The organism is Mycolicibacter minnesotensis, from assembly GCF_010731755.1.
Taxonomy (GTDB): domain Bacteria; phylum Actinomycetota; class Actinomycetes; order Mycobacteriales; family Mycobacteriaceae; genus Mycobacterium; species Mycobacterium minnesotense.
The window spans coordinates 1,454,947-1,466,765 of the sequence record NZ_AP022589.1; the positions used below are offsets into that span (position 1 = coordinate 1,454,947).

At 67.3% G+C, this 11,819-nt stretch carries 13 protein-coding genes and 2 tRNA genes; 5 read left to right on the forward strand and 10 right to left on the reverse strand.

The window, feature by feature from the left end; translation table 11 throughout:
* Positions 1-16 precede the first annotated feature (16 nt).
* The 9 genes from egtE to G6N09_RS06935 all read right to left on the reverse strand — a co-directional run bounded on the left by egtE (position 17) and on the right by G6N09_RS06935 (position 8,338).
* Positions 17-1,096: an ergothioneine biosynthesis PLP-dependent enzyme EgtE gene (gene egtE, locus G6N09_RS06895; RefSeq protein ID WP_083025543.1), complete on the reverse strand. Its 1,080-nt coding sequence runs from the start codon at positions 1,094-1,096 to the stop codon at positions 17-19.
* Entirely contained in the window at positions 1,093-2,076 is a 984-nt protein-coding gene (egtD, locus tag G6N09_RS06900; RefSeq protein ID WP_083025541.1) for an L-histidine N(alpha)-methyltransferase, read from the reverse strand. The genes egtE and egtD overlap by 4 nt, the downstream gene beginning before the upstream one ends.
* Positions 2,073-2,765 carry an ergothioneine biosynthesis protein EgtC gene (gene egtC / locus G6N09_RS06905; RefSeq protein ID WP_083025540.1) on the reverse strand — a complete coding sequence of 231 codons (693 nt, stop codon included), beginning with the start codon at positions 2,763-2,765 and terminating at the stop codon, positions 2,073-2,075. The genes egtD and egtC overlap by 4 nt, the downstream gene beginning before the upstream one ends.
* Positions 2,765-4,054, reverse strand: coding sequence for an ergothioneine biosynthesis protein EgtB (egtB, locus tag G6N09_RS06910; protein ID WP_083025537.1), 1,290 nt, complete (start codon positions 4,052-4,054; stop codon positions 2,765-2,767). The genes egtC and egtB overlap by 1 nt, the downstream gene beginning before the upstream one ends.
* Positions 4,051-5,337: an ergothioneine biosynthesis glutamate--cysteine ligase EgtA gene (gene egtA / locus G6N09_RS06915; protein ID WP_083025535.1), complete on the reverse strand. Its 1,287-nt coding sequence runs from the start codon at positions 5,335-5,337 to the stop codon at positions 4,051-4,053. Before egtA ends, egtB begins: the two co-directional genes overlap by 4 nt.
* Before the next feature lie 64 nt (positions 5,338-5,401).
* Complete coding sequence (locus tag G6N09_RS06920) at positions 5,402-6,016, reverse strand: sensor domain-containing protein (protein ID WP_083025532.1); 615 nt, start codon at positions 6,014-6,016, stop codon at positions 5,402-5,404.
* A 34-nt stretch (positions 6,017-6,050) separates the two neighbouring features.
* Complete coding sequence (locus G6N09_RS06925) at positions 6,051-7,499, reverse strand: catalase (protein ID WP_083025530.1); 1,449 nt, start codon at positions 7,497-7,499, stop codon at positions 6,051-6,053.
* 59 nt (positions 7,500-7,558) lie between these two features.
* A complete protein-coding gene (locus G6N09_RS06930; RefSeq protein ID WP_083025527.1) occupies positions 7,559-7,921 on the reverse strand; it encodes a hypothetical protein in 363 nt (120 codons plus the stop codon).
* 81 nt (positions 7,922-8,002) lie between these two features.
* Positions 8,003-8,338, reverse strand: a complete 336-nt coding sequence (locus tag G6N09_RS06935; RefSeq protein WP_083025525.1) for a hypothetical protein — start codon at positions 8,336-8,338, stop codon at positions 8,003-8,005.
* Positions 8,339-8,584: 246 nt separating this feature from the next.
* Between G6N09_RS06935 and G6N09_RS06940 the strand changes: the two genes are divergently transcribed.
* The 4 genes from G6N09_RS06940 to G6N09_RS06955 all read left to right on the forward strand — a co-directional run bounded on the left by G6N09_RS06940 (position 8,585) and on the right by G6N09_RS06955 (position 10,512).
* Positions 8,585-9,100 carry a hypothetical protein gene (locus tag G6N09_RS06940; RefSeq protein WP_163752696.1) on the forward strand — a complete coding sequence of 172 codons (516 nt, stop codon included), beginning with the start codon at positions 8,585-8,587 and terminating at the stop codon, positions 9,098-9,100.
* A 299-nt stretch (positions 9,101-9,399) separates the two neighbouring features.
* A complete protein-coding gene (locus G6N09_RS06945) occupies positions 9,400-10,104 on the forward strand; it encodes a hypothetical protein (RefSeq protein WP_083025520.1) in 705 nt (234 codons plus the stop codon).
* Positions 10,105-10,361: 257 nt separating this feature from the next.
* Positions 10,362-10,435: transfer RNA gene (locus tag G6N09_RS06950), tRNA-Leu, on the forward strand.
* A gap of 3 nt (positions 10,436-10,438) precedes the next feature.
* Positions 10,439-10,512 (forward strand) — tRNA-Leu (locus G6N09_RS06955).
* Here G6N09_RS06955 and G6N09_RS06960 read toward each other — a convergent pair.
* Complete coding sequence (locus tag G6N09_RS06960) at positions 10,507-10,788, reverse strand: hypothetical protein (protein ID WP_133053088.1); 282 nt, start codon at positions 10,786-10,788, stop codon at positions 10,507-10,509. The genes G6N09_RS06955 and G6N09_RS06960 overlap by 6 nt on opposite strands.
* 285 nt (positions 10,789-11,073) lie before the next feature.
* Between G6N09_RS06960 and G6N09_RS06965 the strand changes: the two genes are divergently transcribed.
* A complete protein-coding gene (locus G6N09_RS06965) occupies positions 11,074-11,712 on the forward strand; it encodes a helix-turn-helix domain-containing protein (protein WP_133053087.1) in 639 nt (212 codons plus the stop codon).
* The last annotated feature ends 107 nt before the right edge of the window (positions 11,713-11,819 follow it).

Here is an 11,819-nt window from a genome sequence, read left to right on the forward strand (position 1 = left end):
GCAATCAGGGATTTCGTCAGGAATGCGGGGCGGCGGCCAACGCCGCGCGGAACGCCTCCAGATCCGCCTCGGTGGTGTCCAGATGCGGGGAGATCCGCAGCACGGGCGCGGTCAATTCCTCTGGCGCACGTTCCACACCCGCCGCGGTGGTGACGATCGCGTGCTCGGCGATCAGCCATGCACGCAGTGCCGCCGGGTCGGCGTCGCCGAGCGGAGCCAAGGTGGTGATGGCACTGGGTTCGTCGGCCGGTTCCACCACCCGCCAACCGGGCAGGTCCGCCAGCACCCGTCGGCTCAGCTCCCCGACCTCCGCCAATGCCGCGCGGACGGCCGCCGGTCCGAGCGCGAGGTGTTCGCCCACGGCGACGCAGAACCCGACCTGCGCAGCGACATTCACATCGCCGGCCTCCGGACCCGACTCGGCCAGTGCGGCCAGCTCCGGCCGAACGGCCAGCGCCCCGACCCCGCGCGGTCCAGCCAGCCACTTTCGCGATGAGGAATAGACCGCATCGGCCCCGACGGCGCAATCGATCTGACCCAATGCCTGCGCCGCGTCGACCACCAGGGGAATACCGAGTTCGCGGCAGATGTCCACCATGCCCGCCAAGGGTTGAACCAACCCGCGATGACTGCCGACCGGGGTCAGGTGAACCAGGTCTGGCGGGCCGGCACCGAGCATGACCGCCGCCTCGTCGAGCAGCAGCCGGCCGGTGTGGTCCACCGGCAGTGTCAGCCGGCGCAACCCGTGGGCCGCCATCACTGCCAGATTGGGTCCGTACTCGCCAGGCAGGCATGCCACGGTTCGACGTTGGCCGGGCCACCGGGACAGCAACAGTGCCAGTGCATTTCGCGACCCGGTGGTGAAGACCACCTCGGCGGCCGCCATGGCCGTCAACGCCGCGAACGCCGCCCGGCCGGCCTCGAGAACCGGCGTGGCGGCTTCGGCGGCGATGTAGCCGCCGACCTCGGCCTCATGGCGGGCGTGGCGGGCGGCGGCCGCCAAAGCTGCGTAGCTCTGCCGCGAGCACGCGGCGCTGTCCAGGTGCAGTCCGGCGCCCGGCGGGCGCGCGGCTCGCCAGCAGTCGGCAAAGCTCACCTGAGCGCCAGCGAGAGTCCGAAATCGCCTGCTGCGTCAGTCCACCAGCGCTGCCGCCGCAGTCCCGCAGTGGCCAGCTCATCGGCCACCTGCTCCGGCCGGAACTTGCAAGACACCTCGGTCAGCATCTCTTCGCCATCGGTGAATTCGACGGTCAGGCCGAGCGCCCGGACCGTGACGCGCTGGGCCCGACGGGACCGCAACCACATCTCGATGCGTTGCTCTGCGGCATTCCACCGCGCCACATGAGCAAAGGCGTCCAGGTCGAAGTCGGCATCGAGTTCCCGGTTCACCACTGCAAGCACGTTGCGGTTGAACGCCGCGGTAACGCCGGCTGCATCGTCGTAGGCACGCACCAGCCTCCCGGTGTCCTTGACCAGATCGGTGCCCAACAGCAGGCCGTCGCCGGCGTGCATGACGGCGGCTAGGTGTGCCAGGAAGTCGGCGCGCGGGCCCGGAGTCAGATTTCCGATGGTCGAGCCCAAGAACACGAACAGCCTTCTGCCACCGTCGGGAATGTGCGTCAGATGGTGCTCGAAGTCGCCGCAGACACCTTGTACCCGCACACCGGGATAGTCACGAGCGATCGCCTCCCCGGCCGTCTCCAGCACGCCGGCGTCCACGTCGAACGGGATGAACCGGCGCAGCGCTCCTGCGTCGCGCAATGCGTCCAACAGCATCCGGGTCTTCTCCGAGGTGCCGCTGCCGAGTTCCACCAGGGTGTCGGCCCCTGACAGCGTCGCCACCTCGGCGGAGTGCGTTCGCAGGATCTCCGCCTCGGCGCGGGTCGGGTAGTACTCGGGCAACCGGGTGATCCGGTCGAACAGATCACTACCAGCATCATCGTAGAACCATTTGGGCGGCAACGATTTCGGCTGCTGCATTAGTCCGTGCCGGACGTCATCACGCAGTGCGATACGCGCCGCGTCGGCAGCCAGGAAATTGGTGATCGAGACCGCGGCCGCCTCGGAACCCGTCATCGTGTCGCACCCAACGCCGTGACCCGCACCTCGCCGTCGCGCACCTCGACCAGGTGCCGGTCGGGGATGTCGACCCAGCGTGGGTCCTCGTCGTAGGGTTCACTGGCCAGCACCACGCCGTCTGATCCGTGCAACATCGACAAGGTATCCCCCCAGGTGGTCGCCACCATCTGTGCACCGTTGGCCGCCAGGATGTTCAGCCGGGCTTTCGGGTCAGCGGCGCCGATCTCGACGATGACCTCCGCCAACGACTCCACTCCGCGAGCGAAGATCGCTGCTGCCAGGATCGCGCTGTCGCAGACGGATTCGGCCGCCGCGGTAGTGGGCAACACCGCACGGTTCACCACGCCATTGTGCGACAGCAGCCAGTCGCCGTCGGTGAAGGGCGCCGTGGCGCTGGCCTCGATGGGCATCCCGACGGTGGCCGAGCGCACCGCGGCCACCACACAGTGGCTGGCGAGCACCGGGGCGATCGAGGCGAACGAGGCATCCCCCCACAACGGTGCCGCACTGCGCCACCGTCGCGGCAGCGCGCCGTCGAAAAAGCCTGCGCCCCAACCGTCGGCGTTGAGCAGACCATGCTGCTGTCGGCGCGGCGCATAGGACTGCACCAGCAGGGAATGCGACGGATCGAGCATCAACTCCGCCACTGATCGCGGTCTGCCCAACCAGCCCAGGTGCCGACACATCAGACGTCCCAGGCCAGCCGCACACCGGCAAAGATCTGCCGCCGGTAAGGATGGTCCCAATTGCGAAAACTCGGACGCAAGATCTCGCGCGCGACCGCCCATGATCCGCCGCGCAGCACCCGGTAGTCGCCGTCGAAGAACGGCTCTGAATAGCGTTGGTAGATCATCGGGTGAAATCCCGGCCACGGCCGAAGCGGTGAACTGGTCCACTCCCACACGTCGCCGAGCAGCTGTTGGGCCCCATAGGCCGACGCCCCGCCCGGGTAGGCGCCGATAGGAGCCGGGCGCAGGGCGGCACCGTCGAGATTGGCCAGCTGGGGCGACACCTGCGCGCTGCCCCAGGGATAGCGGCGGCGCGCCCCGAGAGCTGGGTCCCAGGCGCAGGCCTTCTCCCATTCGATCTCGGTAGGTAGGCGGGCCCCGGCCCAGGCGGCGTACGCCTGGGCCTCGAAATAACTGACGTGCTGCACCGGTTCATCGTCGGGAAGCTCCTCGACGCAACCGAACCGCACCCGGGACCGGTGGTCGGGGCCCCAGAATTCCGGCGCGCTCAGGCCGGCCTGCAGGCAGTGGCGCCAACCGCGTTCGCTCCACCACCGAGGTTGCCGGTAGCCACCGTCATCGATGAATGCCCGCCATTCACGGTTGGTCACCGGTACCCGGCCGATCCGGAAAGTCGCCACGTCGACGCAGTGCGCCGGGCGTTCGTTGTCCAGCGCGAAGGGCTCATCGGCGGCGTTGACGCCCAGCACGAACTCACCTCCCGGCACCAGGACCGAGGTTCCCGCCAGATCGGACCGGCCGGCGGGCAGTGGGGAACCCGTGCCGAGCAGGGGCGGGCCGGCTCGCAGATTCAACGCCTGCAGCATGGTCTCGTCGTGCTGATGTTCGTGACTGAGCACCAGGCCGAACACGAACCCTTCCGCCGACCCGTCGGCATCACCGGGCAGGTTCTCCAATTGGTCGTAAACCCTGGAACGCACGGTCGCGCAGTATTTTCTGGCCTGCTCGGGCGTCAGCAGGGGCAGGTCGACGCGGCTGGCCCGGGGGTGTGTGAAGGCGTCGTAGAGGCCTTCGACGTCGGCGGGCAGCATGCCGGGCCGGTCCGGGTCGCCCCCGCGTAACAGCCATAGCTCCTCCTGCTGACCGATATGGGCGAGATCCCACACCAGTGGGCTCATCAGGGGGTCGTACTGGCGGTGCAACTCGACGTCATCGAAATTCACGAGCGCCAACGTGCGGTCGCGCGCCCGGGTGAGGTCACGGGCCAGAATTGCGGCGGTGGTCATGACAGTCTGCGCGCCAATCGCGTCACCATCGCCGCGGCACCGGTCCGGGTCGCCTCGTCGGCGACATCGTCGGCTGGGCAGCGGCCCCGTTCGACCATGCCCACCAACCTGTCCATCCCGTCACGCAGGGATGCCGGCGCCCGCTCGGCGACCAGCCGCACGCAGCGCCTGGCCGCGGTATGCAATCGCGGCTCGGCCAGGCCGACACGGGCCGCCACATCCCAGGCCGTCGCGACGGGTTCGACAGCCTCGGCGGCTCCGCCGGCGGCGACCGGATCGTCGAGCAGGGTCGTGAGCATGAACACCAGTGCCGGCCACAGTGTGTCGTCGACGCTGTCGAGGTAGCGGATCTCCAGCCAGCCGCGCGGGCGCACCGGCGGAAACAAGGTGGTGAGGTGGTAGTCGAGGTCCGCGATACCGGCACGGCGGCCGCCAAGGCACACCCGCCCGTCGGCCCAGTCGGCGAACGGCACATAGCGGCTGACCGGAATGGCTTCCGGCGTGTGCACCAACATGACCGGCGCCTTGAGTGCATAGCGCGCCCAGTCGGTGGCGGGGTCGGTGCCGTCCAGACCGAGGACGGGACCGCAGCGCGCCGAGTCCAATCGGCTCCATACCCGTTGCCGGGTCGAGCGCCATCCGGAGAACTCCCCAGACAGCAGTGGGGAATTCGCGGCGATCGCCACCATCGTCGGGCCCAAAGCGTGCGCCAGCCGGACCCGGTCCGCCCAGCCCGGCCGGGCACCGGCGTCCAGGTTCAGCTGAACCGACGCGGTGGCGGTCATCATGGCCGCGCCCGCCGAACCGGTGTGGCTGGCGGCGAAGAACTGTTCCATTGCGGCATAGCGTTCGCCGGGATTGATCCGCTGCGTTGGCCGCAATGGGTCGGCGCCCAGCTGCACCAGCCCCAGTCCGGCTTCGGCGAATGTCGCCCGCAACACCGCCTGATCGGCGGCCATCGCCTCGATGGCGGTAAGGGCACCCGTCAGCGGCGGTCCGGAGAGCTCCACAGCGCCACCGGGTTCGACGGTGACGACGCTGCGGCCTGGCAACGCAGGCAGCGCCCGCAGCACGTCACCGATCTCCGCCCACCCGGGGCGGCGGTGTGGGTCGGCCGGGTCGAAACAGTGCGCTTCGATTTCCAGGCCGACACGGCCGTGCGGCGCATCGGTGAGACAGCGTTCGGCGATGTAGTCGGCGGCTTGGGCGGCACCGGACAGTTCGGGGCCACCAAGACAGGACTCATCTCCGCGGGACAGTTGCGCCGCCGCGGCGAACCCCATATCAACCCCTCCGCCCGTCGATCTTCCCGACGCTACCCGAGAGGTAGGACAAGAAGTCCGAAGTTCACTGTCCCAGGGAGTTCTGCATCGCCCCTGCCAGAACGTTCACCGCCGGTCCGGCGTTACCGGACTGACAGACCTTGGCCTGCAACACCACGTTGGCCCGCAGTCGGGTCTGGTTGAAACAGCGCCGGTCGGTGCCGGCTTCCTGCTTGGTCCAGGCCGCGTCGTGCGCCGCGGCCGGCCCGCCGCTGAACTCCCAGACCTGGGTGACTCCGTTGTCCAGATGCATCGCGGTGGTCCGTCCCGAACAGGCGACCGTCCGGTCGACGACGCGACGGAAGGCCGCGGTGGCGGCCTCTGGCGTGGCAAACACCCCCACCGCCTGCTTGACGAAATGGCCCTGGTCATTGGCCGCGGTCTGGGTGACGGCGCTGTTGAACGACGCCAGATCAGCGTCATTGAAGACCTCGGGAAGGCCGATGTCGGCCCAGTTGTTGCATGCCGGGTCGTCGACCCAGAACGCCTGGAACGGTTCGCCCGAAACGGCCTCGAAACCCATCGGGGCACCGACGATGTTGCCCACTGAACCCTTGGGCAACACCGCGTAGGACACCACGCCCGGTTCCGACGGTCCCGCTGCAGCGATCGGGACTGCCGCCGCGCCGGCAGCGCCCATGCCCAGCAACAGAATTGCGGCGGCTCGCCGGCCTTCAGGCAAGGTTAGCTCGCACCCCGGCCTCCACCGCGCTGCCCAGATCGGGGTCGATGTTGCGCCAGTATTCGAACACCCGCGAGAGCACCGGTTCGGTCACGCCTGCGGACACATGCCCGATGATGTTGGAGGCCAGCCGTTTCCGCGCATCGTCATCGAGAACGTCCCGGACCAGGGTTCGGGCCTGACTGAAGTCGTCGTCGTCTTCGCGCAGGGTGTAGGCGGCGCGCACCATGTCACCGTCGGCATGCCAGCGCACCTCGGCAGCACGGGCGGGGTCAGCCTTGGGCCCACCCATCGAGTTCGGCGCGTACACCGGGTCCGTCGCGTTGACGAACCGCATGGCACCGTCCTTGGAATAGCTGTGCACCTCGGACTTCGGTGCATTGACCGGCAATTGGCTGTAATTGGTGCCGATCCGGGCCCGGTGCGCGTCGGCGTAGGAGAACCCCCGGGCCAGCAACATCTTGTCCGGGCTCAGACCGGTTCCGGGCACCATATTGTTGGGCTGGAACGCCGCCTGCTCGATCTCGCTGTGATAGTCGCTGACATTGCGATCCAAGGTCAGCTTGCCGACGTCGATCAGCGGGTAGTCGCCATGCGGCCACACCTTGGTGAGGTCAAAGGGGTTGTAACGGTATGTCTTTGCCTCATCGAACGGCATGATCTGCATCTTGAGCGTCCAACTCGGGAACTCACCGCGTTCGATCGACTGGTAGAGATCGCGCTGGTGATAGTCGGCATCCGCCCCGGCCAACCGGTCAGCTTCGTCCTGAGTGAGGAAATCGACGCCCTGGTCGCTGATGAAGTGGTACTTCACCCAGAAGATCTCACCGGCCGCATTGATCCAGCTATAGGTATGGCTGGAATAGCCGTTCATCTGGCGCCACGATTTCGGAATGCCCCGATCCCCCATCAGCCAGGTCACCTGGTGGGCCGACTCCGGCGTGAGACTCCAGAAATCCCACTGCATGTTGTGGTCACGCAGGTTGCTCGCCGCGCGGCGCTTCTGGGAGCGGATGAAGTGCTGGAACTTCAGCGGGTCACGCATGAAGAAGACCGGGGTGTTGTTGCCCACCAGGTCGAAGTTGCCCTCGGAGGTGTAGAACTTCGTCGCGAAGCCGCGGGGGTCCCGCCAGGTGTCGGGGCTACCCCGCTCGCCGGCGACGGTGGAGAATCTCGTCAGGGTCTCGGTCTTGGCGCCGGGGGCAAAGACTGCGGCTCTGGTGTATCTGGTGACGTCTGCGGTGACTTCGAAGTGGCCGAATGCCCCGCCACCTTTGGCGTGCGGCTGACGTTCGGGGGTTCGCTCCCGGTTGAACATCGCCATCTGCTCGATCAGGTAGTGATCCTGCAGCAGAAGTGGGCCATCGGGTCCGACTGTCAGCGACTCGCCGTCGCTGGGTGCGGGGATCCCGGCATCGGTAGTGGTGTAGCGCTCGGTCATCTCACTGTCTCCTCTTGCGGTCAAGAGCTCGTGTCTTCGCAGCGCTGGCTCGTGCGGAATCAGCGTCGCGGCGGAGGTGGCGCGGGTGTTCCGGCGGGACCGCCGGGACCACCAGGAGCATTACCCGGACCGGCCGGCCTGAAACCCGGCCATTCCGGTTCCTCACCGGGGCCGAAGCCGGGCCCGGCAGGACCGAAGCCGGGACCCATCATGGGACCGTGGTGCATCATGCACGGACCGCGATGGTGCCCGTACCAACCGCCACCGCTGAGGTAGGCACCGGTGCCGAAGATGACGGCAGCGACGAAGACGGTTCCGGCGACGATCACCACCCACGCCGCGGCCTGGTAGAGCCGGTTGGGCGGTGGCGGCGATGAAAGAGAAGGCAGAGACGGAGGGGGATTGATTGGCGGCTCGCTCATACCGATCCATCATGCCGCAGAACGTCGCCGGCCGTCGCCCCTTCTCTCCAGGGCGACGGCCGGTGTTCGTGAGCTGCCAGGCTACCGGCCCGGTGTGGGCGGCGGGGCCTGAGTCGTGACCGAGGGGGGTAGGTCCTCGGGTCCCGACCGGTCTGGTCCCGGCCACATGGGCCCGGGTCCGCGGTGGTGGGCTTTGTGGAACATCGCGTGCTGGCCGTGGTGTCCGTGGTGTCCAAGGCAGTGCTGCCCTCGGAAGCCGCCGTGACTGGCCCAGACGCCGGCGAAGAAGATCGACGACACGATGAAGACGATCCCGGCGACGATGACGACCCAGGCGGCGAACCGGTAGAGCCAGTAGGGCTTGGGCTCTCCCGGCGGTGCGGGCGGGGTGGTGGTGATGTCAGGTGTTTCGGTCATGCAGCGATCCTGCCTGGGTAAACACCAGGCACCGCTAGGCCTTGGCTATGGGTCAGCTATGAGCCTGCGCCGCAGGGACCCGCCGACGCGCCCCTGGGCAAACCCCTGCACCTAGAAATAGTTTCAGAAAGTCCAGGGGAAACCCTGTATCGCCGCAACGGTGTGCGGCCCTACTCTCAGGCCTACCACCAGCCGCTAGGGGCGGTGACCAGCAGGGGAGGTCGAGCAATGGGGAACAGCAAACGTGTGAGCAGCCTGGGAGTGTTGGCTGTGGGGTTGGGCATCGGAGCCGCTATGGCGGCTTCGGAAGTGGCGTCCGCCGGCACGAACTCCGCTGACGGCGGCGCCGGAGCGCTAGGCGTCTTTGGGGCGCTGGCGGCAGCCGACTTCAGTGACGCCGCCAACGCGGTGGGTACGGCTGCGGCGACCTTGCCGACGCTGCCGACGGACTTCGGCAACTTCGCCGTCTCGATCAGCGGGATCGACCTGCTGAGCCTGGGCACCGCATCAGCGGACTCGAGTTTCGGCAACATCGCCATCGCTTACGGCGACTACGCGAACGCCAACGCGATGAGCGGGTTCTTCAACTACGCCTCGGCCCAGGGCTCACACAGCATCGCCGTGGTCGGGGACACCGGTTCCTTCAACTACGCCACCGCGCTCGGCGACCACGCCAGCGCCACCGCGGCCTGGGGCAACGGCAACGTGGCCACCGCCACCGGCGACTACGCCGTGGCCACCGCGGGCGCCTCCGTGGTCTGAGGCGTCTACGACAGCCACTACAACACCGCAACCGCCGAGGGCCTGCACGCCCTCGCCTACGCGGGCTGGGACGGAAGCAGCAACAGCGAGGCCAGCGCCATCGGCGACTACGTCCAGGACTACGCCCCGGAAGGTAATCCGTACAACCCTGCCGACGCGGGCGCCAACCTCCTCGATGGCGGCGGCGCCGATTTCTGGTCCGGGCTGTGGAACCTGTTCTAGAGTCCGAGTTCTAGCCACCCGCACATTCCAGGAAAGGCACGAACATAGGAAATCTGCGCTATGTCGGCAGCCTCGGAATGCTGGCACTGGGATTGGGAGTCGGAGCCGCGTTGGGCACGGGGGTCGCCCACGCCGGCACGCCCTCCGCTGATGGCGGGGCCGGCGCGCTGGGAGTCGCCGCAGCTTTTGCGGCAGCGGACTTCAGCGACGCCGCCGTGGTGGGTTCGGCGGCCGCGACGCTGCCGACCCTGCCCGCCGACTTCTCCAACATCGCGATCTCCATCAGCGGGTTGGACGTGTTGACTTTGGGCACCGCGACGGCGGAGTCGAGCTTCGGCAACATCGCCATCTCCTACGGCGACGGCGCCGACGCCTACGCCACCAACGGCTTCTTCAACTTCGCCGCCGCCCAAGGGTCGGACAGCTTCGCCGAGGCCGGGGACAACGGATCGTTCAACTACGCCTGGGCGGTGGGCGACCACGCCAGCGCCTCGGCGGTCTACGGCGATGGAAACGCGGCGAGTGCCGTCGGCGACTACGCCGTCGCCAGCGCGGGTGCCTCTGCCGAGCTCGGCGTGTACGACAGCAACTTCAACACCGCCACGGCCGAAGGCGCGCACTCCGTTGCCTATGCCGGTTGGGACGGCAGTAGCAACAATGTCGCGAGCGCCGTCGGCGACTATGCACTGGACTTCGCACCCCAGGGCCAGGCCTGGTCCGGTGCCGCCGGAGCCGACCTGTTGGGCGACTTCTGGTCCGGCCTGTGGAGCCTGTTCAGCTGACCGACCAGGGCTTGAACGGGTTGACCGCGAACTGTTTCCTGCGCGTTTAGCAACGTTGACTGTCATTGATAGTTCGGATTAGCACAGGTCAGCGAGGTTTGTTGAGTTGGCGGCAAACGGGGTGCGCTGGAGCTGCTGCGGACGCACTGCGGACGCAGGGGGTCGTCTGGTCCCTTGTCGGTGCCGATCGGTATGGTGATGGCCATGTCCACCCAGCACTCGGAGTTGTTGACCGCGCGATTGTCGCGGTAACTCGTGCTTGGGTACGCCAACTGGCAGAGCGACCGGCCTTAAAAGCCGGCGGTTGCGGGTTCGAATCCCACCCCAAGCACACGCTGGGGTAGGCAAATAGGCAAAGCCGCCGCACTCAAAATGCGGTGCATGTGGGTTCGAGTCCCACCCTCAGCACAAGCCGATGCCAGCGCGTATACGCTCCCGGACGGCCGTGACCACATGACGGGCGATCGGGCCATCGACATGATCGAAGTGCTCCGCCAGGACCTCCAACGTGTCCAGCTCCGCGGCCGTCACCGGCGCCATCTCCACAGCTGTGACGGCGGCGATCTCCAGCTCCCCAGCGGCAAGTGCGTCGCACGCCGCCCAGTACGCGTCGTCCTCCATGACCGGCTGGTAGCGGTCGAGGATGCACCGCGTGAAGTGCTCCAGGCCGTCGTAGGTCGTCATGGTCACCGACGGTAGTGCCTGCCACCGACGGGCGTCCCGGTCCAATGAAGTGCGGGACGCCGCACCCCGTGAAACGGGGGGACGTCCCGCATGATCCAGTCTAACGACGAGAAAGCGGGCCGCAATGCCGCTGTGAAACAGAGGGGCGCACCCGCAACAACAAGTCTACCGAAGGGCGGGGAGGCAGCCCGCCCCGTTGCAGGACCGCCCCTTCGCCACAGTGCCCGCGATTCGCGCCCGGCCCGCCCACTGCCAGGTGCTCACAGCCCAGCAGAATCCACCACCATGGATGAACACCCGGAATGCCCTACTCCTGAAAGCGGAGCCGCTGCCCCGTTCAAGACCTACAGTCTGGCTGAAGTTGCTGCGTTGGTCCTTCCGGAGATGGCTAGCGGTGAACGTTGGCTCGCCGAGCGCCTAAGGAGCGGCAAGGTCCGCGGCTACAAGATCGGCCGAGCTTGGCGGATGACCCACGAAGACATCGAAGATTTGATTACCCGCCACAGAAACTCACCACAGCCAGCGGAGCCCGAACGCTACCCAGGCGGCTTGACGCGTCGCGGGTGGCTGTATCGCCAGAGGTACGGCGCCGCTGGCAACCCCAACATCCAAGGCCCCCGTCGCGCCGCGCCGGCTGCTCCGCCGCCGAAGGTTGAACCACTACCGAGTTTGTACACGCCGATGTGCGCCGAGCCAAAGGAGATTGTCGAGACGATGCCCCCGTTGACAGAGACCCAGCAGCAACTGCTGCAGCGCGTAGAACGAGAGGGAACGGTGGTGCTGAATGGCCGTTTCCGCAAGTCCGTTGAGGCTCTAGTTAGGCGCGGGCTCGTCGGGCATGAAGCCGCCTACGTGCTTAGCGACAGCGAGAAGTCACCGGCATATATCTACCGCTTTACTGTCCACCGCAATGAGACGGATTGATAGGGGGAGGAGCAGACTCCGCAGTGCAGAAACTGCGGGCGGGCGGGGTTCGACCGCTAGACGCATGACGGCGCTTTGGCCTGGGGATTTGTGATCGCCGGTATGAG

Bases quoted from the DNA above. Each gene is read 5' to 3' on its own strand.
- egtD (WP_083025541.1), bottom strand. From the start codon at position 2,076: ATGACGGGTTCCGAGGCGGCCGCGGTCTCGATCACCAATTTCCTGGCT.
- egtC (WP_083025540.1), bottom strand. From the start codon at position 2,765: ATGTGTCGGCACCTGGGCTGGTTGGGCAGACCGCGATCAGTGGCGGAG.
- egtB (WP_083025537.1), bottom strand. From the start codon at position 4,054: ATGACCACCGCCGCAATTCTGGCCCGTGACCTCACCCGGGCGCGCGAC.
- egtA (WP_083025535.1), bottom strand. From the start codon at position 5,337: ATGGGGTTCGCCGCGGCGGCGCAACTGTCCCGCGGAGATGAGTCCTGT.
- G6N09_RS06920 (WP_083025532.1), bottom strand. From the start codon at position 6,016: ATGGGCGCTGCCGGCGCGGCGGCAGTCCCGATCGCTGCAGCGGGACCG.
- G6N09_RS06925 (WP_083025530.1), bottom strand. From the start codon at position 7,499: ATGACCGAGCGCTACACCACTACCGATGCCGGGATCCCCGCACCCAGC.
- G6N09_RS06930 (WP_083025527.1), bottom strand. From the start codon at position 7,921: ATGAGCGAGCCGCCAATCAATCCCCCTCCGTCTCTGCCTTCTCTTTCA.
- G6N09_RS06935 (WP_083025525.1), bottom strand. From the start codon at position 8,338: ATGACCGAAACACCTGACATCACCACCACCCCGCCCGCACCGCCGGGA.
- G6N09_RS06945 (WP_083025520.1), top strand. From the start codon at position 9,400: ATGCTGGCACTGGGATTGGGAGTCGGAGCCGCGTTGGGCACGGGGGTC.
- G6N09_RS06960 (WP_133053088.1), bottom strand. From the start codon at position 10,788: ATGACGACCTACGACGGCCTGGAGCACTTCACGCGGTGCATCCTCGAC.
- G6N09_RS06965 (WP_133053087.1), top strand. From the start codon at position 11,074: ATGGATGAACACCCGGAATGCCCTACTCCTGAAAGCGGAGCCGCTGCC.